Raw genomic sequence first — 23228 nt, 5'->3', positions numbered from 1 at the left:
CCTATTCTCCACTCCATTTCCACAGACATCATTTCTTAGAAGCGGAGGCATCCTTTATGATTTTATTCGCTTTCTTTACAAAATCATCCATGGCTTGCTGAGGCGTTTTCGTCCCAATAAATACCGCTTGCATTTCAGGGAAAAATACTGCCCTCGTCTGCGAATAACCATCAATATCGTAGGACAAGTCTACACCTGAAATTTGCTCCGAGTTGGTAACCACCTTGGAAAACCAAAGTTGTTCCGCATCAGGGTTTGAACCCCACACGTCTCTTCCATAAACGTCGAGGGCATTCATGGCCAGTATAAATTCAGGGTCCTCTGTCACGGCAAACTGGACGAATTTCTTTGCATATTCAATCTTCAGTTCATCCTTATTATTAAATACGACGAACGCTCCCCCGCCAGGAACAATAACTCCCTTGTCTTTCTCTTTGCTCGGAAACGGAACCAGCATGGTTTCGAACTCTTTTTCAATAACACCGTCTTCTTTCGCCTTTTTCACAACATCTCTAACATTCAAACCTCCCATAATAACAGCCGTTTTCCCCTGAACAAAGTAATCTTGGCTCATCGTTGCAGCCCTTGTCTCCGGGTTAGGATAAACCAGTTTCTTATCCACTAGGGATTTGATCCACTCGACCGCTTTCACATTTTCTGCTGAATTCATCACGCTTGTCATTCGGTCTTCAGAAAACTTGCTGCCCCCGAAACCTGCCATAAAAGTGTGATACAGCATATCGCCCTGCTCGTTCAAACCAAACAATAGCAGCGGATACTCTTCCTTTTTTTGATAATCCTTTACCTTTTGCAGCAGTTGCTCGAATTCATCAAATGTCCATGTGCGCATTTCTCCCTTGGGTAGAAGATCCGCTGCACCTGCTTGTTCTACTAACGTTTTATTAATAACAAACATCGTACCGCCAAGTCCCTGCGGGTAACTGAAAATAGTGCCATCCTGCAGGGATACCAGATCCAGTATATTTTTGGGTATTTGTTTTAACTGCTCAGGTGTAATTAAATCATTTAATGGCACCGTATAACCACGCTTTGCATAGCCGGTTGTACGTCCCGGATAATCATTGAAGATATCAGGAGCCGTATTGGAAGCGAGTGCCACATTCACCTTCTGATCTCCGCCGTCATAAGGTATGATTTCCAGCTTCACCTTAACATTCGGATATTTCTTTTCAAATTTGGCAACCAGATTGGCGTTATATTCCCCAGCCTTTTGACCCGGCAGATTCAGGACGGGATACGTCCAGAACACAAGTTCCACGGGTGTATCCCCGCTTCCTTTTGTTGTTCCGCTCCCCTCATCCTTTCCCGCAGAAGGTGAAACGGATGGTGCAGGAGAACTGCCCTCATTCGTGTCTTTCGTACTGCCGCAGCCACTCATAAGCGCTACAGCAAGCAGAAGAACCAGAATTGCCAACACACTTACTTGCTTTTTCTTCATTGCTAACCCCTCCTAATATAGTTGATACTACTAGCGCTTGACGCCACTCAAAAGTATAAATATATCCTAAAGTAACTGTCGTCCTGCTGGTGTCGATCAAGCGCTTACAATCTAAGATTAGCTGAGGGCCGGCAGCAAGCCTATAGAGAAATCTGGGCGAAACCACGATTATTCTGGACTTTCCTACACGAAAAAAGTGGTGGATAGTTTTTTTAGGGTCCTCACTGCTCAGCTTTGTTCCCGGTATTTGCCTGGCGCAAGCCCGTATACACCTTTAAAGCATTGGCTGAAGTAGTTGGCATCATTGTAACCTACACGACTGGCAATTTCGCTAATTTTCAAATCCGATTGCTGAAGCAGCTCTTTGGCTTTCTCCAGACGGATGGTGGTCAAATATTGGGAAAAGGTAGTTCCCGTTTCGTTTTTGAACAGCTTAGAGAAGTAATTTTCACTGACAAACAGCTCCTTTGTCATACTGACTACGGATAGCTCACTATCGGCATAACGATTTTGAATGATTTGAACTGCTTTAGCGATGGTTTCGTTCATCCGTTTCTCACGAGTCTCTCCAATGATCCGTGCAGCCGTCCGCAGGACAGCCATAAACTCCCGTTTCAACTGATCCGGATGATCCATTCTATAGAGTGTTTCCATCGCTTTGAGCTCTGCAGCCTGAGCACTGTCGCCAAACAACTGAATGCCGCTGGCACTCATCAGCTTTAACAATTTCAGGTACATGTTGGCAAAGCAACGATTCACGATTTCCTTAGTGACGAATTGTTCCTTAAATGCGGCAAAAAGTTTGTCTGTACATACAGCCAACTGATCCTCCTGCATATATTTAACCGCATGAATGATTTCATCTTCCATAATGTCAAACTGCTCGTAGCTGTAGTCCCGCACCTGGATCTCGTCCGTCTGAATAATACCGCTGCCTCCGAACAAATGCTTATAATTTAGCGCCTCTATCGCCTCATTGTAAGATTCGTGAATTTTCCCGAAGCCAGGAAACGGACGGCTGACTCCAATGTTGGCTTGAAAGTCCCACTTCTCAAACAGAGCAGTGCGCACTTTTGCCAATAAATCGATTTCGGTTTCCTGCAAAATTACAGCAACACGCTTAGTGTCGAGGGCTTGCAGCAAGACTTGTGAATGCAAGGCGGCGAATTCTTCCTGCAGAAGCAGCTCGGCTCCGTCATTCGGTTCACCTGCCAATTCAATTACAGCCACACAATTAGGTGCTTCATTGGTAGGGAGCCCCAGCTCAACCGCCTGAGACTGATAGTCGACATCCGTTGCTCTACCCAGCAGCATTTGACTAATAAGCCTTTCTCTGCGCAGGGGAATGCTATTTTTAAGCGTTTCTATCATCTGATTAAAATTATCAGCGAGAATCCCAATTTCATTATTCGGCGGAAGATCCATTTTCAAATTCAAATTGCCTTGCCTGACCTGATTCATTAAACCGACCAGCTCTTTAATCGGCTTAACCAAAAATTTGGAGAGAAAGAAAGCTATCGTGATTACCGAGCACAAAATAAACAGGATCAGGTAGAAAGTGACCTTCTGAATATAGGCTACATCTTTATACATAAGATTCACAGGAATGCTATTTACTAGTGAGTATTGAAACTTGTTATTTTTTAGTAAAGTAATGAAATGATTTTCCCCACCCAGCTCAGCTTGAAAAGAATGCCCAGGACTTCCCAACGCCTCATCCATCAGACGAATTTCACTTTTCGTCCCCTGCAGACCCTTGTCCTTGTCGACAGCAATCATATGCGCAGAATCGATCAGACTTGTACGCTGCAAACCAGCGTCCTGATACAGAAGCGCTTCAACTGCTGTTTTCTTAATATTCATTACGATCACACCCAGAGATTCGCTGCCGCGCAGCTCGTTGATGCTTCTAAACAACGTGATGTAATCACGATCACCGGTATAGGTTCCTGAGTAATCAATAAATACTCCGCCGTTAAGACTCAGTACCTTCTCATCCAGCGGAGAAAGCAAATAGTTGTTCATCAGCTGATCCGAGCTGTAATTTCCATTGTTTATAAAATATTTCTTTTCACTACGGTCCATAATATAAATCGAACCAATTTCTGTATTCGTGATGTTGACTTCGTTCATCTTGGTGAACAGCTCGTTAGTCAGCGATACCCGCTCTTGTCCGGTAAGCGTTTTCAAATCTTTTAGCAGCTTCTGCGCGGTTGCGTCATAAGCAAGAGAGATCATCAGTTCGCTGTATTTGTCGAGTTTGAGAACAATCCGGTCATCGACGTTGCGCAGCGAATTCAGCACTGCAATATTTTCCTTTTCCGTAATAATTCTTTCCGTAATCCGGCTCGTTATCCCAGAAAACGTAAAAATGATTAGAGCCGAGAGAAGAATGTATGTGTAGATCAAGATGCTTCTCAGCGAAAGAAATTTTTGGGGAGGAATCCTTGTGGGGGGAGTTTTCGTGGGGACATTGCTAGTCATTTCCATCACCTTCCCTGAATCGGTCTAATAGCCATCCTTTTCACACGCAAGTGGCCGTCGTTCGTACTTTCCATAGTATTACAAAGACCGCGAAAAAGGAAGGCAGATCCACAAAACGCCTTGTGGCGTCCTTTGATGTGCGTGTTCGTGACTTGGGTGCGTTGCGGAGGAAATGGCTGTGGGTTCCAGCCGCTGTTAAAGATTTGTTCCCTGAATGGAATCGATGAGGTGGTAGGAACAAATCTTTAAAGGCGGACGCTACCGCTCTTCCTCCCACAGCCATTCCCTCTTCTCAGCTACAATCGCACGAATCGCAGAAACACCAAGCTCAAACGGACAGCCAGCAAGGGTTTTCTCTTGGTTAGAGGAGATTCCCTAGCGGGTGCCGGCGCTAGGGATGAAGAGAGCGCGCAGCGGAGAAGGATCTGCTACTTTTAACCCCCTGAAAGGCCATCCGGCCTCTTTTAACGATGAAAATCATCATTAACGTGACCGATTGACCTGTAACACTTGCTTTAACGATGAAAAACATCGTTAAGTGGAGCAGTATACGCTCATTTCGGCGGAGGGTGGGCTGCTTCTAGGCTGCTGCCACTATCACTCATCCTCTCCACATCCCTTCCCTCTTTTTCCTGAAGGAAAGGGAAGAGATGACAATGAACATTTGGATCTTTCAGATTTCACTATTCAAATCGCTCTAGCTTCCTTCAAAAACTTATATTTTCCAGTAACTTCTAAAAAAAAAAAAAAAAAAACCGTCTCACCAGCAGCAAAAGCCGCTTTTGAGACAGTCCTGTCCTATCCATTGTTCGTTCAATTAGTTCTTTTCATCGCCCTTATTGCTTGTGCTTGTGTTCATGTTCATGTTCGCGTTCGTATTCGTGCTCATGCTTGTGTTCGTGCTCGCGATCCCGCTCCCGTAAAGCTCCTTATACAATTCCCTCGCCTGCAGCATGTGCTCATCCGTTACCGCTTCCCATCTCAGTCCTATATCCGGCACCGGATTGCCCATACCGAGATAACCGTCTAGCTCCAATTCGACGCTGAAATCATAAAAATCACGGATATCTCTGATTTTTGCAGCCGGATCGAAGCCGTTTCTGCCCATCGTTACATCGCCAATATAACAGACTTTATGTCCATCCTTTTTCCATTTTGTCATAAGCTCCTTGGAAATGGCCTTCTTCTGCTCGGTTTCCATGGAGTAATCCTCGAACACCCAGTAATTCCAGGGCACCAGCCACCAGCTTGGATCCGGCAAAATTTCCGGATAAATAAACGCTTCGTAGCCATAAGCATGATATACAATGCCTACATCACCTTGATATCCAACTTCCTCAAGCACCTCATGTACCGCACGCAGGTTAAGATCATAGTAATAACTCAGCATTTCGCTGATTTCATCGGACCAGATCAGACTTTGCTTCTGACCGATTCGCCGGCAATGCTCTGCCTTATGCGCTGCATAGTGCAGCTGCCGGTCTTCACTGCCACTGCCACTCCCACTTCCAACCTCGCCACTGACGCGGTCTCTCTCCCTAACCCACTTGTCGTAGATCACCTGTAAAGCTTCACTTTTGACACCTTCAAACTCCAGAAACAAATAATCGATGCCAGGAAATTCGGACAATTGCTCCTTGATCAATTCCTTGATTCTTGTCCGAAAAAGAGGAGAGGTGAAGTCCGCGATGCTAACTGGAAGATCCGTTTCCGCAAACCCACTGACATCCCACACATCAATCGTTAAATCCGGCTCCCACATGTGCTGTTCATAGGTTAGAAATTGAATCATTGCACCGACCGTAATCTCCTTATCATGAAGGTGCTTGATCATTTTTCTGCCCCATTCATTTTGCGTCTTCATATTAGATGCTTCCGGATGGTTATATAAATAGGGCAGCCGGGAGTAAACGCCATTGGTGTACCATTTCGTATAAAAAGTAAAATTATTAAAATCCATGTCCCTTTTCAGATCATCAATGATCTGAGCACAAGTTTCAAAATCCTGCTTCCAAAACTTGCTGATAGGATCCCGTGTTGGAACCCAATGATCCATCAATCCTTTAAGCATGCTAACTACACCACCCATTTTGTTATTTTGTATAAAGTTATACACCTGACTCGATCTGGCGTCAAGTAAATGATTGGAGATGTAAATAAGAGTATACACCCTCCAGCTCCTTATACGGCGTGATCTGGGAATGGTATGCAAAAAGACGCCTTGCGGCGTCCTTTGAGTCTGTATGCCTTGTATGCCTGATGCTGGTATGAGGAAGACAGGCTAATCAACCAGCTACAGGTTTAACTGTTCGTTCTACTACCCATTCAACGTCCCAACATGCTCAGGAATCGTCTGAAATTCTAATGACCGCTGAAAATAATCACGGGCAAGCTCCAGCTCGAATTCCTGGACAATGGTTTGTATAGTAAATTCATCGCTCTCACTTGATATTTGCACAGTACCCAAATTGCCTGGCTCGAAAATACGGATTTTACTGCCGTACTTCTTTTTTATTGCCTCCAGCTTCTCCCAATGTCCGTCGAGATGACAAACCACACAATCCAGGTTAACTGTTTCTGTAAAGCTGTCAAAATAATTCGTATTGGTGCGCAGAACGTGACCGAGTGGGGATATGATCTGGCTCGGATACGAATTGCTTATGGCGCTTACGAAATGCGCTGTACAGGAGTAGGCCCAATATTGCTGCATAATACCGCCGTGATACATAGATACAAAAACAAGCAAATCCGGTCTTGATTGTTCATACTGCAGCCGCAGCTGCTCAAAATTTAAATCAAAGCAGATTGCCATCCCCACTGTGCCAAAATCACACTGCAGGATTGGCGCTTCATTTCCAGACAATACTTGAAAATCGCTAATTTCGCCGCAGGTCGGATGGTTTTTGTTGTAAGCCCCTATAATCTCACCGTTACGGCCTATCAACTCTACCGAATTGCGCCATGTTCCGTCCGCCAGTTTGCGCATCCGGGGATACGCAATGTGGCAGCTGTGTTCACGGGCAATCTCGCTAAACATAGTCAATATCGAATCCCCACGAGCCTCGTAAAAATCAAACAATCTCTCACGCGGATAATTAGGCGGAGCATCGCAAACCTCAGGCAGCACGATCAGATCCGGCCGATCCGGCAGCACCTCCTGTACTTTCCTGCGCAAATGCTCTTTCATAGTCTGCACAGCTTCATTCAGATCAAGATCAATACCCAGAACCAGATTACGGCTTCCGATCGTACTGATTTTCACATATCTTGCCATAGCTGCAGGCCTCACTTTTTTCGTCAGATTTAAACTGAGCACATCATTACTCCGTTTATTCCTTCACACTTCCAACAACGATACCTTTAATAAAAAACTTTTGCAAAAACGGGTAAACCATTAAAATCGGCAATGCACCAAGGAAAATTTGTGCTGCATTGATGGTACGATTGGACAGGATCTTCATCAGCTCCGCCTCAGCAGCGCTGGCTGCCGTGAGCGTTTTATCAATCAGAACTGTTCGTAAATAGCTCTGCAGTGGATAATGCTCGGGCAAGTTCATGTAGATAATGCCGTCAAACCACGAATTCCAATGTCCTACCATCGAAAACAAGGTTAATGTCGCAATGGCCGGAGCGGATAATGGAATGTAAATGCTCCATAAGGTGCGGAAGGGACCGGCTCCATCGATATAAGCAGACTCTTCAAGCTCCTTAGGCAGCCCGCGAAAAAAATTCAACATCAGAATGACACTCGTTACTGGAACAATACCGGGAAGGATCAGCGCCCAGATCGAATCGATTAGCCCTGTCATTTTCACCGTCATATAGGCAGGAATCAAGCCCCCGCTGAACAAAATGGTAACAAGGAAATACCAGGCGTAAAAGGTGCGCCATTTGAATATAGCGGCCTCCTTCGATAAAGGATACGCGGTAATTAAGACCATCAGCATATTCAGCACGGTGCCGAGCAGCACCCGCTTGACCGATACGCCAAATGATAGCAAGAAAGCTTCTTTGTTCAAGACAAATTTATACGCTGATAAATTCCAGCCGACCGGCCATAGCGTAACCTTTCCTGCTGATGCAGCTACACTTGAGCTTAACGAAACCGCCAGCACATGAATAAGCGGAAACAGGCAAAGGAAAGCCAGAATTGCCAGAAAAATATGATTGGCAAGCAGGAATGATCGTCTCCCGATCGATTTACTTTCAATCAATGTGGTTCCCTCCCACTAAGATAACCCCAAAAAGTGGAGCCTTTGCTTTGAATTTTTTTCAGATACTTTTTGGGGACACAGGAATATTAAAAAATACGGTATCTTGCAAAGCGGTATGCCAAGTAGTAGGATCCGGAAATAAATATGCAGGAAATAATCGATTTCAACATTCCGACTGCTGTAGCGTTGCTGTATTGGGCGCTGAGAATACCCATCCGGTATACATAGGTATCGATAATATCTCCGCTTTGATATACCAGCGGATTGTATAAATTGAATACCTGCTCAAAGCCCGCATTCAATATTCCACTCATGCTTAGCGTAGCCAGAAGTACGATGATCGGCCTCATGCCTGGAAGCGTAATGTGCCAGGTTTGCCGCAGACGACCAGCTCCATCCATAACCGCAGCCTCGTACAGCGCCGGATTGATGGAGGTAAGGGCAGCCAAATAAATAATGGTGCTGAAGCCGAATTCCTTCCATTCGTTAGTGACAACAAGCAGATAAGGGAATAAATCGTTGTTTCCCAGAAAAAAAATCGGTTTAAAGCCCAGCCATTGAATCAGCTGATTCACAATGCCCTCAGATGGCGATAAGATATCGATCAGAATTCCGCTTAGAATCGTCCATGACAAGAAATGGGGTAAATAGATGATCGTCTGAACCCCTCTTTTGAAGAAACGCTGGGTCACCTCGTTCAGCAAAAGCGCGGTACAGATTGGCGCAATAAGACCGACCACAATTTTCATTAAGGCGATGAACACAGTGTTCCAGAACACCCGCATCGTTCCCGGCAAACTGAAGGTATAAATAAAATTATCAAGCCCGACCCATTCGGAACCAAAAAATCCTTTTGCCGGAATATAATTCTGAAAAGCCATGACCATACCGAACATCGGGATGTATTGGTACACAAATACAAGCAGAAATGCCGGCATAATCATCAGGTGCAAATACCTGTGCTTGACTAGTCCCTTCTTCATGAAAGCTTCCCTCCGCTGTAAGGTATGAGCGGGATGAAGGCTGGACTACTTGCCGCATTGCCCTCTAAATAGAGAGTGTGTGCGGTTTCCATATGCCCAAGCCCTCCATCCACTCAAGAACTCTACACTTGATTACTCTACTGATAATGCTGCTGACACTAGCAATGTTGATACTGATAATGCTGGCACTGGCACTGTCGATACTGGTACAGTTGGTACTACTAGTGCGGCTGATCCTACATTGCTATTGCTTGGCGTACCAGTCATTCACTTCTTTCGTCATCTCGTCGCCACCTAATTTTTTCCAGGAAGAAACAAAGTTATCGAATTCATCCAGTGAAGCTGTGCCCATAATGATTTTTGTAAAGGTTTCCATCATAATCGCCTGCAGGTTAGCCTGCTTGCTGATCATGGCAGGGGTTGGTGTCGTCGTGAACTGGTTCGGCATAAACTGGTCATTTTTCAAATATTGCTCGATGATCCGGCCTGAGCCTTCCGGTCCATTTTGCGCATATTCCCACCATAACGATTGATCGCCGCCTTTATAGCCGTTGATTCTATCAAGAACGCCACGATTTTGCGGAGTAAGCTCGCTTGCATCCTTCTCACCCTTCAGTACAGCGTTAACCTGACGGAAGCTTTCCAGATTGTTCAGCGGTCTGTACATTTTGGCAGGTGCCAGAAACCAGACTGGATTGGAATCGCCCGGAGGAGCGATAAACTTTTTATAATCCTCATCCGAGGTCGTGAAATAAAATTTTTCAGTGAAAGCTTCAAGCACCTTCAGCACTGCTTCTGGATGTTTGCTTCCTTTTTTCACAACCCAGTAATTACCGAAAATGTTCAAGTCATGCTGCAGCTTCGCCGGCTGGTCATCAATCGATGGAACGGGATAAGAATTCCACTCCACATTCGGCAGGCTCGTGTTGGCCGGGTAGTTGGCCCCCCCCCTGTCGGAGAAGAACATGCCCACTTTATTGGCACCGATCGTTTCGAACGCTTTCGTCATATCTTTAACCGCAAACTCCGCGTCAAGCTGGCCGCCTTTAAACATTTCCTGCAGCTTGCCAAGTGCCGCCTTCATTTCTGGTTGAATATTACTGTACACCAATTTGCCGGAGGCATCCTTCAGCCAAATATTGTTGTACGCATGAAATCCGTTCAGAAATCCCTTTGCAGCGTTAAGATCTTTGTCGATCATAAAGCCAAGTGTATCTTTTTTCTGATTACCGTCTGGGTCCTGATTGGCGAAGGCATCAGCAATTTTCAGGATATCATCCATCGTTTGCGGCGCTGATAAATTCAGCTTTTTCATCCAGTCGCTGCGGATCCAAACCACTGGCACGCTTTCCCGCTCAAGTCCCGTCCACGGAATCGCCATCAGCTTGCCGTCGATGGTAGCCGACTGCAGCACTTCCGGACCTGCTTCTTCCATTAACTGCTTAACATGGGGCGGTGCGTACTTCTCGTAAGCTTCCGTTAAATCCTCGATCAAACCAGCTTCACTAAGCTGTTTGAACTGCTGAGGCTCAGCCGCAAAAAAATCAGGAATGTCGCCAGAGGCAATCATCAGATTGGTTTTTTGCTGCAATTCCTCGCCAGAAGTTGTTGCCCACTTTCTTGTTACCTTAATGCCATAGGTGTCCAGCATGTAGCGTGTCCACATATTGTTGTTAATGTCGTCCCCGCTATCGAATTTCACCAGTGAGGTATAATTGGATACAGTCGTCAATTCGATCGGCGGATCATATTTGCCGTCCTTCATCCCCGCTTCGCCCGCCGTATCTCCCGGTGCAGCCGTTGCCTTCGTGTCACTGGTGGCCGCCGGTTTCGTCGTTTCTTTGTCCCCCTTGGATGAGCAGCCTGCCAGCAAGCCGGCAAAAACGAAAATAACCGCCATCAGAATAGCTACCCTTCGAGCCCCTTTACGCTTCATTTCCTTACACTCCCTTATTCGATTAGATTAGCGCCTGCATCGATTACCCATCATCTTTTATAAGCCTGAGGCCTTGAATGGTCTGGCACTGAATCTAATGTAACGGTTCTATCCCTTTGAGCATAGGCTCCATTTTATATATTATAGCAAATTTCAACTTACATAAAAAAATGAATACAACATGAAATTTTATAGATGTTAAGTTACCAGCAGACCTGTTAATATGTATGGATAGAGACAGCAAGAGCCTAGAAGAGACCAAAGGGGGGCAGTAAGCTGATGTGGAGAATTTCCCTCTCACACCTGAAACCATATTTACAAAATCATTCCTTGTTGAGCCGTTTGATTATGAGCTTCCTGCTTGTCATTATGATGATTACCGCATTTCATTTCTTCTCCTTTTCTTTTTTGAAAAATAGAATCCAGCAGGAAATTATTAAATATAACAGTCTGAATCTTAAATATACGGCTGAAAGCTATGAGAAGCATTTGCAGCTTATTGAGAATACAATGGTCAACCTCTTTTTTGATGAAAAAATGAATGTGATCAAGAGCAATCCTACGGTCGATAACTTCAAACTGTTAAATCTCTTCAGCTCTCAGCTGCAGCGCCTGGCTTCCAACGAGCAGCTGTACCTGGCTGATATTATTATTTACTTTGGTGACTCCGGGCTTACGATCGGCAAAGAAGGCGTTCGCAGTGCCAATGATTTGTTCCAAACGGATTTAATCAATGAAACGTACAGTTATTTTTTCTGGCAGGATCAAATTTCCAAGCCCTATCATTACAAAGTGTTCCCAACTGCTGAATTTAAACGGGTAGTATCCGCGAAGCAGATTTCCTCCAGAGGTATGCTGGTTCCGGTTGTTTTCAAAAACAGACTTAATCCGAACATGTACTTCATTACTTTGATCGAAGCCAACGAAGCTTACAAAGCTTTTTTTCGCGGCATTGACGACAACTTTTATATTTCGGATGACAGCGGACAGGTTTTATTCAGCTCCAATCCCGCTAACCAGCCGCTCCAAAGTGAGCTGCAGACGTTTGCGAGCAGTGGTGAGGGCAGCGCTAGTCAAGGAAACAATTTTTATTTTTACAAAAAAGAACGAAGCTCCGGCTTGACCTACGTTCATGTCGTTCCCAACAATACGATTTCTTCGCAAATACAGCGTTTGAATATGATTTTGCTAATTATTCTCAGCCTAGTTATTGTGATCAGCATCCTAATCTCGATTTATCTCAGCTCAAGGTTCAGCAGCCCAGTACGGCAAATTATTGAAGCGATACAGAAACCAAATCAAGCGCTGGCCATGGGCACCAGCATTCATGAGTTTAACCTCATTAGCGAAAAAATCGGAACTATGATGGTAAGAAACGAAGAGATCAGCAGCGATTTACACCATAAAAATTCAATCATCAAAAAATACGGCTACATCAACAAGCTGAAAAGCATCTATTCAAGCTACAACAAGGTGGAAGAGGATTTGCTCGAATCCGGCAGCCCCTTTTATCTGGTGATCTTTTCCGTGGCATTCACCCGTGAATTTCACAAGCTGTTTGCTGCCGAGCCAACGCGGGCTTCCTACTATATAAATGAACTGATTCAACTGAATTTATCCGAAGCGTTTCCTAAGTCCGTCACGATTCAGGTGGAAAAGGATCAGATCTTCTCCCTGATTTTCGTCAATGAGCAGGATCCGCAGGATCAAAGTGGCAAATTATTAGAAAAGCTGCGCTGGCTGGGTCAAATATTTGACCGGGATCAGGATTACTATTTGCTGACGATGGCAGTCAATCCGGTCCTGCGCTCCTCCACCGAATTTACAGAGGCGTATGAGGAGACACTGGAAATGCTGCAGCTGCGCAAAATGATGCCGGGAACCCAGATGATTATTGAGCCCATACCCGAGAGCTTTCATTTGCTGCTTGCCCCCTCTCTGGATCAGGAATTTTTCAATCATTTGCAGGCTGGCAATGATGCAGTCGTGCAAATCGTGCAGCGAATGCTGCAGCAGCTTCACAAAAAAGATGCGAACCTTTACCAATATACCCATCTGTCCAGGGAAATTGTCGGCCGGGTCATCAAAACGCTAACGGCTGCCAATATCGATACGAATGCCACACTCGGCACCGAGTCTCCCTATAAGAAGCTGCAAACCTGTATGACCGTAGATGATTACTCTCTCTTCTTCGAAGATTTTCTATATCAATCCTTGAGCATGATCCGTGAGAAAAAGATGGGACAGGAGCCTCTAAAGGATGCAATCCTGAGCTATATGCACCGTCATTATCAGGAGGACATTTCCCTGGAATCGGTAGCGGAAAAATTCAATTTATCCAGCGGCTATTTATCGATCTTTTTCAAGGAAAAAACACAAACCAACTTTCTCTACTATTTAAATGAGCTGCGGATCAACAAAGCCAAGGAGCTGCTGCTTGGCACGAACATGAAGATCCATGATGTAGGGGAGCAAGTCGGCTTTCAAAATGCAAATTCCTTTATCCGCTTGTTTAAAAAGTTTACAGGCATTCCTCCTGGCGAATACCGCCGGATGAACCATATTAGTTAGACTGACGCTTGACGTGGCGTCCTTTGAGGAGCGTATTCGTGACGTTGGTGCATGGAGGGAGGGAATGGCTGTGGGCTCCAGCCGCTGTTAAAGATTTGTTCCCTTGAATGGAATGGATGAGGGGGTTGGAACAAATCTTTAAAGGCGGACGCTTCCGCTCTTCCTCCCACACCCATTCCCTCTCTCTAGCTACAATCGCGCGAACACCAAGCTCAAACGGACAGCCAGCAAGGGTTTTTCTCTTGGTTTGAAGAGACTTCCTAGCGGGCGCAGCGCTAGGAATGTAGAGCACGCAGCTGAGAAGGATCTGCTACTTTAACGATGATTTTCATCTTTAAAAGCATAAGATCCACTCCACATCCTTGCTTTAACGATGAAAAACATCGTTAAGTGAATCACACGCGCTCAAAAGGACTGCCAATAGAGGATGCTTTCTGAGGAATGGGGATAGTGGCAATAGGGTTTATCAGCTACAAATTGCAGAACAAGCCACGCTCAAACGGACAGCCCGTTGGTGTCTGTTTCTGAGCGTAAGGGATCGCTGGTGGCTAGTTTACGAGGGGACATACTTATGGACATAAGGTTACGGACATGAGTTCCGCTATTTTACTATTTATCGCTTTTTCGCGAGAGTTGCGGACATACGTTCCGTTATTTTCCTTAATTTCATGATTTCGGCAAGGTATCTAAGCGCCGCAAAAACCTTTGTATTTCTAAAAATAACGGATCTGATGTCCACAAAGGGAAGCATCATTAAAAGGCTGATTCACCTGGAAATTCCTGCTCCAACGATCTAAACCATCGCTACGTGATAGCAATCTTTCCAATTAGAGGATGGGAATTTTCAAAAGTGAAGTATGTGGAGTATTTTCCAGATCACATAAATATTTCAAAAAAAAAAAAAAAAGTGAGGCCAAGCTATGAAAAAAGCATTGTTGCAAGCAGGCAAGGGGGAGCTTTGATATGAAACAAATGAATGGATTCACGCTCGTAGACAACGGCATTGGCAGAGCAGCTATAGTAGCTATGGGAGCAGGGAGAGCTCTGGAAGCTATCGAAGCTATGAAAGCTGGTGAACCTGGGGAAGCGGGGGGTGCCGGGGGTGCAAGGAGCGCCGTTAACGCTGCTGCGCTTGCAAACGAACATGTTCGCAGCTCAGCCGAGCTGCTTGTGTACTACATCCAACTAGCCACAGGTGCAGAGCTTCCTATTTTGGCTGAAGGAGACATACCAAATGCACGCGCAGAGTATGATGCAATCATTTTTGTAGGCTTGGGATCACTGCTTTTTGATGGAGTACAGGATAGCTTAAACAGCATGAACGATGAAGGCTTTGTCATCCAAACACAGGACAAGGCTATCCTCATAGCTGGTAATTCTTCATGGGGAACAATGCACGGTGTCTGCGAATTTCTTGAGCAATATGTCGGCGTCCGCTGGCTGATGCCAGGTCCGGACGGAGAAGATGTTCCCGCGAGCCCTACCTTATGGATTCCCCATATAGAGCTGCGCCAGCAGCCGGCATTTATGTCCCGGACGTTCAGTCCGCTCAAGTTTGCCGACAATATGAACGGCCCTCTGCATTATGAGTGGGCGCTGCGCAATAGGCTGCCTTATCGCTTCAATGCCCATCACAACATGTCTGTCCTCTTCTCACCGGAGAAATATGGGGAAACACATCCCGAGTTTTACCCGATGCGTGAAGGCAAACGGTATATTCCACCTGTGGAAATCAATTACGAATGGCAGCCCGATTTCTCAAATCCAGCTACTGTACAGGCGGCGATTGAAACAATTGTGCAGTATTTTGATGGAAATCCGCAGCAGTCCTGCTACTCGCTTGGCATTAACGATTCAAGCGGCTACTGTGAAGAGGATCCTGATCATCCCCATTATACGAGCAAGCTGAATTCCAAAGGGTTTGTCGATATGTCGGACATTTATTACAAGTGGGTCAATCAGGTTGCCGAAGGTGTGTTGCAAGTTCACCCTGATAAATGGTTCGGTTTGCTCGCATACGAGAATGTCATTGATCCTCCTTCCTTTCCGCTCCATCCACGTGTAGTTCCGGTCATTACAAAGGATCGAATGACTTGGATCGATCCCGATGTAGCTGCGGGCGATCAGCTGCGGCTGCAGGAATGGCAGAAGACTGCCGCTTCAACCGGGTGGTACGACTACATTTACGGGTCTCCGTATATGGTTCCACGTATGTACCTCCATCAGATGGCGGATAATTACCGTTATGCCCAGCAAAACAAAGTTTCGGTGCAGTATGCTGAGCTGTATCCGAACTGGGGCGAAGGCCCGAAGCCCTGGGTAACCGCCAAGCTGCTCTGGGATCCAAATGCAGATGTGGATGCTCTGGTCAGCGAATGGCTTGAGCGTGCAGTCGGTGTTCAAGCAGCCCCTTACTTAGCCGCGTATTATAGCCATTGGGAACACTTTTGGACAAAGCGTATTCAAGATTCTACGTGGTTTCAGGAAGGCAAAAACCTGATTTACTTACTCTTCCCCGATGCTAAGTACCTTGAGCTTATTAGTGAAGAAGAGATGACGGAAAGCAAAGAGCTGTTGGAAGCAGCCCTCGCCCATGCGGGTACGCATAAACAACAAATACGTGCGCAAATGCTGTTGAACGCCTTCGAATACTATGAATCGTGCGTTTTGAGCTATCCGAAAACAATTGCCCCTATAACCGATGCTTCTACTGCGCTTTCGCTGCTGCAGCACGGAGCAATCACCAGAAAGGTCGAGTTAGCCCAAAAAAGGCTGCAGCTGGCCGAAGCACTTGACAATGACCCTATTTTGAAACATCCATTGTCTATCCAGCGTTTTGCGTCTTATGGATTTATCTGGAGCGGATGGAACCCTTCGCTGTTTTGGCGGCTTAAGGATTACATATCCGAGAATGAACATCATCAAGCTGGGGAACAAAGCGGAGGCCTGGTCTTTGAAAAAGTGAAAGAGCTGGCCAGGGCGGCCGACACCAATACATTGGCTAATAAATCGGCTGATAAAATGGTTGAATTCTCGCAGGTGCTCTTAAACGCAGTAGCAAAATCCGCTCCTCTATGGCAGTATGATGCCAATTCACAAGGACATATAACGATTGCTTCTAACGTGCCTTCCATCAATCCTGCTGCTTTTTTTGTAAATAATGAGAATCATCCGGGAGAGGGCCATTGTCTGGTTATCCACCCTGTGTCCTTGCAAACAGGACTTTTAGCGGGCAGAGCCGCCTATTATTCTCCTCCGGGGACATCAAAAGGAACAGCAGAAATGGCATTGCACGGCTTGAATGCTGAAGGTGAGGCTGTGTTCAAAACACGTTCAGCGAAAAAACAGCTGGCAGCAACAGCCGGAGACTGGTCTTCGCTTGAGCTCTTTGAAGATGTTTCAGCTTTAGCCAGTTTAACCAGCTTACCCAACTTAGCGAGCGTCACGCAAATTCAGGTTTTGATCAAAGTAAGCAGCCTTGCAGAAGACACAGTGCTCTCACTTGGAGACATCGGCTTGTATCAGGCAGCTTTACAATAGCTATGGGGAAAGACCCCTTGCGGCGCCCTTTGAGGAGTGCGTTCGTGACGTTGGTGCTTGGGAGGTGTGTGTTTTCCGCCTACATTTGGCCGCTTCGGATTGGGGAGAGTTAAACATCAACTTATATGTTAACCTGACAACATTGGGGGTGTGGGCTCCAGCCGCGCTGTTAAAAACACATTTTAAATTGCGGACGCTATCGTCTTCCCCCCACACCCCTTGCCTCTCTTAGCTGCAATCAATCGCACATCACACGAACACCAAGCTCAAACGGACTGCCAGCAGGGGTTTTTCTTTTGGTTGTTGGAGATTTCCTGGCGGGCAAAGCCGCTGGAACTTAAACTGAAATGATCTGGCGCTTTTAACGATGTTTTTCATCGTTAAAAGCGCCAGTCGTCTCCACAACCTTATTTTAACAATGAAAAACATCGTTAAAATCCCTCTTATCCACCCGCAGAGTCCATCTGACCTCTTTTAGCGATGAAAATCATCATTAAAGTGGCTGGTTGCCTGGAAACCTCGGCTTTAACGATGAAAAACATCGTTAAGTCAGGCACACGCGCCTTTCGGGGGGAGGCGGGCTGCTATAAACGCTATTTCATATCGTATTCCTTTTTTCATATCCTGCAAAAATGTACGAAATGTACAAAATGGCATCTGGCTTTAGGTATCTCCGGTTTTTATAATAAGCTCAATCCGTCCGATAGTATGGCCTGCAGATTGCTATCTTCAACCAGCAGCCTAAAGCCAGCTATTGAACGGGTTGGGCAACTATTATGGAGGTGAAATCGAAAGTGGGTAAAAAGTCAAAACGTGCACTATCCTGGACACTCTCGTTCTTGCTGCTGTTTAGCATATGGAACGGGGCATATGCAGAATCAGCTGATCCTGCGAATGTTGAAAATTCTGCAGAAGCCGCAGCACCAGAAAGTCCCCAACAAAATGTAAGCGTTTCTAATGGGATTTCGGGACACTGGGCAGAGAAAGAATTGCTTCAAGCTTTGGACAAGGGTTGGATTCAAGGGTATGCGGATGGTTCGGTTCAACCGGATCGGAGCATTACGAGAGGTGAATTTATCGCCCTGATCAACCGTTCCTTCGGGTTCTCCGAAGAAGCTGCTATTGATTTCAAGGATTTGCCGAAAGAAGACTGGCAGTATAAAGAAGTGGCGCGTGCCGTAAAGGCAGCCTATATCCAGGGTTATGCCGATGGTACAATCGGTGTGAAAAGCGTGATTAGCCGTGAGGAGGCAGCCGTCATCCTTGCCCGAATCCTGCAGCCAGCCGCTCAGTTCGGCGATGGGGGGGCTGAGCGCTTCACGGATGCTGCTAGTATTGCGGCTTGGAGCTTCGGCGCCGTTGACGCTATCGTTGCAGCGAAATATATGAATGGCTACGGGGACAACAGCTACCGGCCGAAGGCCCCTATCACCCGCGCAGAAATCCTCGTTACTTTATTGCGCGCTCACGACACATTCGGAACGGTCGTTTACGACACACCTGGTGTGCAAGGTGCAGCAGCGGGCTCTCAAATTGTCAATAAGAACGTCGTAGTCAAAGCAGCAGGCGTAACGTTGCAGAATATGCATATTAACGGCGACTTACTGCTGGATGAAGCTATAGGCGAGGGAGATGTGACCCTAAATAACGTTACCGTAAAGGGAAAAACCCTCATTAAGGGTGGCGGGGCTAATAGCATTCATGTAGAAAATTCCCTGCTGTTCACTGTGGTCGTCAATAAAAAAACGGGTACAGTTCGGATAAAAACTGGTGGATCAAGCACAGTATCCTCCATCCTGCTGCAATCTCCTGCAATTCTGGAAGGCAGCGGATTTACCGAAGTACGGGTAAGCGAGGAGCTTCCAGCCGGATCACAAGTGACACTGCTGGGTTCCTTCCAAAACATCAACGTGTATGCGCTTGATATCGCAATTGAAATACCTGAAGGCAAAATTAACGAATTGCACGTTTTTGCCCAGGCAACAGGCCTCAAAATCAATACCGGACAAAAAGCGGCTATCACCCGACTCGTGCTCGAAGCTGCTGTTAAAGCGACTGGCCTGGGATCGATCGCACTTGCTGTAATCGATGCTAATGCGAAGCAGTCCTCCTTTGAGAAGCAGCCCGGCAAAAAGGAAGGATCAGGCGTTGCGCCTACCAGCTCAGGATCATATGGCTCCTATAGCTCTGGCCCTTCATCTACAACGACACCTACTCCCACGCCTACACCACCGGTGCCCTCTTCTTATACACTGGTTGATAATGGTGTCGGTAATGCAGTTGTCGTGTACGCAGCCAACATAGACCAGAGAGTTAAGCAGGCAGCCTCAAAAATCGCCAAATATGTAGAGCAGTCTACTGGCGCGAAGCTCACAGTAATGAGTGAATTTGATTTGAACAGCACTAATTTAGGCCAAAAAGTGCCTATTTATATCGGACTAGACGCTCAGTTAAGTCCAGAGCTGCGCAGCTCGCTGCCTGGAATGGATGACGAAGGATTTATTATAGAAGCCAACAATGGACATATTGCGATTGCCGGAAAAACGTGGCTCGGCACAGAGCATGGCATCTATGAATTTCTTGAACGCTATGTTGGTGTACGCTGGCTGCTCCCCGGAACTGACGGAGAGGATGTTCCGACAGCTTCAAGTCTTATTGTGCCTCACGAAACTGTGAAGCAGGAACCTGCTTTCATGTCACGCATCCTAAGCCCGATGACTATGCCTACTAACCAGACGGGTGCTGTCCAGTTCGAATGGGCCAAGTTCAACCGTCTGCCTTGGAACTTCAATGCTTTTCATAGCATGTATTACATTTTTCCCGGAGAGAAGTTTGGTTCAACGAATCCGGAGTTTTACCCGACACGTAATGGGCAGCCGTATATTCCACCCAAAGGCGATATCTCGGCATGGCAGCCGTGCTTCTCCGAAGCTGGAACCGTACAAATCGCTGTTTATGCGGCTATTCAATATTTTGCCGACAATCCGGATCAGACCTCCTTCTCGCTTGGTGTAAACGATTCAGGCGGATTCTGTGAGGCGAACCCCAGCCATCCGAATTATCCGAACAAAATCAATTCCAAAGGTTTAGTGGATATGTCGGATATTTATTATAACTGGGTCAATCAAGTTGCCGAGCAAGTACTGCAGGTTTACCCAAATAAATGGTTCGGCGTACTCGCTTATGAAAATGTCCTGGATCCGCCGTCTTTCCAGCTGAATCCACGCATTGTGCCAATGCTGACCAAAGACCGTATGGCCTGGATCGATCCTGCGGTGAAAGCTGCTGACGAACAGTTGATGGACGATTGGAAGCAAGTTGCAGCGACTACCGGATGGTACGACTACATCTACGGAACGCCTTATCTTGTACCGCGCATGTATCCGCATCTAATGGCGGACAACTTTTTAAAGGCACAGGAATTAGATGTATCCGTACAATATGCGGAAATTTATCCGAACTGGGGAGAAGGTCCCAAGGGTTGGGTTACCGCCAAGCTGATGTGGGATCCGACTCTGAACGTAGATGACCTGCTGCAGGAATGGTACGAACGGGCTGTAGGCGAGGAAGCTGCGACCGATTTGGCCGCTTATTATGAGCTTTGGGAAGATTTCTGGACAGTCAGGGTTCAGCAATCAGAATGGTTTCAACAGAGCAAGGACAGGATCTACATGGATTTCACGAATCCTTCATACTTGAAGCTTGTCACTATGGGCGATATCTCGCAAAGCAGGCTGCTGCTGGAATCAGCCTTGGCTAAAGCCGTGACAGTTAAGCAAAAAGCCCGTGCAGCGCTGCTGCTGCGTGCCTTCGAATATTATGAAGCTTCAGCTATAAGCTACTTAAATTCGTTATCGGAAGTGGATCCGAACGGAAATGTTCAGGATGCGCTGGAAAGCTTGTTCAGTGAAGATACCAACGGAGTTTGGATTGACAAGCGCAATCAGCTCCTGGAAGAGTTCAAGAACGATCCTGTTCTGCTGCATCCCATTGATCCGAGCACATTCGGACTTATTTGGAGCTCACGCAACCAGTCCGCGCTGTTTTGGAGTATCTTGAACTACTTAAAGCAGCATGAGCCTGCCGGTGGACCTGTTAGCGATTCACTTCATGCTTATACCTTAAATCAGGATCCGAAAATATCCGAAATCGCCAAAACCATGGAGCGAGTCCTCGCAGCTCCTCCTTCTTTAGTCGAGAACGGCTCCTTTGAGTCCGCTACAACCAACGGTGAAGGTACGCTTGTCCCTGGCAATTGGGTCGGATATAACTCCGCACTGCGCCAGCATATCGACGTCAATGACCCGAAAGCTGCGCACAGCGGCCAAGCCAGTGCAGCTATTAAAAGCCATGGCGATTTAGGCGGACCTTTCCAAAATATTTCCGTTAAATCCGGTCCTTTCGCCGCAAGAACATACTTCCGGGTGCCTGATTCAGCCGTCATAGGCAATGGAACCATCGAATTGGCTTTCCATTACATTCTCAAGAATGGCTCCGTCGCCTTCTTCGCTCTTCGTTCCGATGCCAAGAAGCTTGCCGATTATACGGCCGGAGACTGGGTTGCTATTGAACTGTTCGATCAAATCCCTGCCAGCGTGAACGGCTCTGAGGTGGATCAGGTGCAGCTCGCCGTCTACCTGCAAAACGTGCCAAACGGAACTGAAATTCTCGTTGATGACGTAACTGTGTATCAGAGTCCTTGATAATTCAGCAAGGGATTTCTAACTTTATCGCTGTAAGCACTTAAATGACAAAGGCGCCCTTCTTGGGCGTCTTTTTTGGTGCATGCTCATTATGTGAGTGCAATACGGAGGGAATGGAACGGCAAGAAATGAAAACCAATCGCAAAAACACCATGCTCAAACGGACAGCCAGCAAGCTTTTCTCCTGATTGGAGGAGATCTCCTAACGGGCAATGACACTGGGGGGGCTGGGGGGCTGGGGTGCTGGGGATGCTGGAGATGCTGGGGAAGAAGAGTTTGCGAGGAACTGCTACTTTAACGATGTTTATACGAAAATAAAACTGAACTCCTTGGCTAAAATGATGTTAGAAGGCAAAAAAAGGCCTTGTGCTTTTAAAAGTAGTTAATGCCCTTAATGAATTAAACTACTTCGTTTTGTGGAGTGACTTGGATGTTGAAACCCAAATCCTGTATTTGTTTCATGAAGTAATTGAGCGATTTATCTTTCAATTTATCCGTTTTGTCTTCTTCTTCCTTGTAGTTCGTTTTGTCTCGCAAGAGCGCATAAACTATTCGTAGGATCATATGGGCCGCCGCGACACTTGCTTTTTTCTCACCTCGTCGTTTACGGATCTTGCGGAAGAAATGTCCGATTCGATTTTTGGACTTTCCATTTGCCCATGAGGCCTGACAAAGCGCTGCCTTTACATGTTTGTTTCCTTGAGGGCATTTGGAATTCTTTTTCTTACCCGCACTTTCGTTGTTTCCAGGACAGATTCCTACCCACGATGCTAATTGAGCGTCAGTAGGAAACGTGGTGGATGCTTCAGGACCGATCTCAGCAAAAATCGCTGCCGCCGTATGTAGATCAATTCCTGGTATCGAATCCAGCCAACCAATTTCTTCCTTGTAGGCTTGCAAGTATTCATCAATATCCGCTTCTATTTGCTTGACTTCGGCTTCCATAAAGGTGAGGTGTCTCCAGTGTTTATTCATCATCTTTCGATGATGCAAAGTCACCTTGCCATTTAATGCGTCAAGCAGATGGGGAACCTTTTTCTTGAGCTGGGTCTTGACTAGAGCCCTGACTTCCGGCTCATCTAAAACTTCGCCATCGATCAGCTTTTCCAACATCGCTCTTCCTGACACACCGAAGAGATCGGACATAAAGCTGGTCAACTTGATGTTGGCATCTTGAAGGATTTTGTGAATACGATTCTTTTCTGCTGTGATTCCTTGCACCATTTTACGCCGATAGCGTGTTTGGTCACGCAAATCTCGAATATCCTGGGAGGGAACCATACTGCCTTCAATGAGACCACAACGATGGAGCTGAGCAATCCACTGGGCATCTTTGAT

At 46.3% G+C, this 23228-nt stretch carries 11 protein-coding genes; 3 read left to right on the top strand and 8 right to left on the bottom strand.

Annotation, left to right across the window (positions count from 1 at the left end):
* Positions 1–28 precede the first annotated feature (28 nt).
* The 7 genes from J2Z66_RS10985 to J2Z66_RS10955 form a co-directional block, all read right to left on the bottom strand.
* Complete coding sequence (locus tag J2Z66_RS10985; RefSeq protein WP_209971451.1) at positions 29–1459, bottom strand: ABC transporter substrate-binding protein; 1431 nt, start codon at positions 1457–1459, stop codon at positions 29–31.
* 228 nt (positions 1460–1687) lie between these two features.
* Positions 1688–3868, bottom strand: a complete 2181-nt coding sequence (locus J2Z66_RS10980; protein WP_209971450.1) for a helix-turn-helix domain-containing protein — start codon at positions 3866–3868, stop codon at positions 1688–1690.
* A gap of 892 nt (positions 3869–4760) precedes the next feature.
* Entirely contained in the window at positions 4761–6113 is a 1353-nt protein-coding gene (locus J2Z66_RS10975; protein ID WP_209971449.1) for a hypothetical protein, read from the bottom strand.
* A 147-nt stretch (positions 6114–6260) separates the two neighbouring features.
* Positions 6261–7217 (bottom strand): carbon-nitrogen hydrolase family protein, encoded by a 957-nt coding sequence (locus J2Z66_RS10970; RefSeq protein ID WP_209971448.1) that lies wholly within the window; start codon positions 7215–7217, stop codon positions 6261–6263.
* A gap of 55 nt (positions 7218–7272) precedes the next feature.
* The gene (locus J2Z66_RS10965; protein ID WP_209971447.1) at positions 7273–8157 is read right to left on the bottom strand and encodes a carbohydrate ABC transporter permease; all 885 of its coding nucleotides are present in this window, start codon (positions 8155–8157) and stop codon (positions 7273–7275) included.
* An 86-nt stretch (positions 8158–8243) separates the two neighbouring features.
* Complete coding sequence (locus tag J2Z66_RS10960; protein WP_209971446.1) at positions 8244–9140, bottom strand: ABC transporter permease; 897 nt, start codon at positions 9138–9140, stop codon at positions 8244–8246.
* A 244-nt stretch (positions 9141–9384) separates the two neighbouring features.
* Positions 9385–11076, bottom strand: a complete 1692-nt coding sequence (locus J2Z66_RS10955) for an extracellular solute-binding protein (RefSeq protein WP_209971445.1) — start codon at positions 11074–11076, stop codon at positions 9385–9387.
* Positions 11077–11355: 279 nt separating this feature from the next.
* Here J2Z66_RS10955 and J2Z66_RS10950 point away from each other — a divergent pair, with 279 nt between their 5' ends.
* From J2Z66_RS10950 to J2Z66_RS10940, 3 genes are all read left to right on the top strand, one after another.
* Complete coding sequence (locus J2Z66_RS10950) at positions 11356–13647, top strand: AraC family transcriptional regulator (protein WP_209971444.1); 2292 nt, start codon at positions 11356–11358, stop codon at positions 13645–13647.
* A 963-nt stretch (positions 13648–14610) separates the two neighbouring features.
* On the top strand, positions 14611–17187 hold the full coding sequence (locus J2Z66_RS10945) for a DUF4838 domain-containing protein (RefSeq protein WP_209971443.1): 2577 nt from the start codon (positions 14611–14613) through the stop codon (positions 17185–17187).
* Positions 17188–17981: 794 nt separating this feature from the next.
* On the top strand, positions 17982–21890 hold the full coding sequence (locus tag J2Z66_RS10940; RefSeq protein ID WP_209971442.1) for a DUF4838 domain-containing protein: 3909 nt from the start codon (positions 17982–17984) through the stop codon (positions 21888–21890).
* A 399-nt stretch (positions 21891–22289) separates the two neighbouring features.
* Here J2Z66_RS10940 and J2Z66_RS10935 read toward each other — a convergent pair.
* Positions 22290–23228 (bottom strand): IS110 family RNA-guided transposase (locus J2Z66_RS10935; protein ID WP_209971441.1); only part of this gene is annotated, 939 nt, incomplete at its 5' end.

This window comes from Paenibacillus eucommiae, from assembly GCF_017874215.1.
In the GTDB taxonomy this organism is placed as follows: domain Bacteria; phylum Bacillota; class Bacilli; order Paenibacillales; family NBRC-103111; genus Paenibacillus_AI; species Paenibacillus_AI eucommiae.
The sequence above is the reverse complement of the archived record's forward strand: the minus strand, read 5'-3'. Positions and strand labels throughout refer to the sequence as shown.

What these genes read in the sequence shown, in the direction of transcription:
- J2Z66_RS10955 (WP_209971445.1), bottom strand. Translation starts at nt 11,076, where the DNA reads ATGAAGCGTAAAGGGGCTCGAAGGGTAGCTATTCTGATGGCGGTTATT.
- J2Z66_RS10970 (WP_209971448.1), bottom strand. Translation starts at nt 7,217, where the DNA reads ATGGCAAGATATGTGAAAATCAGTACGATCGGAAGCCGTAATCTGGTT.
- J2Z66_RS10945 (WP_209971443.1), top strand. Translation starts at nt 14,611, where the DNA reads ATGAAACAAATGAATGGATTCACGCTCGTAGACAACGGCATTGGCAGA.
- J2Z66_RS10985 (WP_209971451.1), bottom strand. Translation starts at nt 1,459, where the DNA reads ATGAAGAAAAAGCAAGTAAGTGTGTTGGCAATTCTGGTTCTTCTGCTT.
- J2Z66_RS10950 (WP_209971444.1), top strand. Translation starts at nt 11,356, where the DNA reads ATGTGGAGAATTTCCCTCTCACACCTGAAACCATATTTACAAAATCAT.
- J2Z66_RS10960 (WP_209971446.1), bottom strand. Translation starts at nt 9,140, where the DNA reads ATGAAGAAGGGACTAGTCAAGCACAGGTATTTGCACCTGATGATTATG.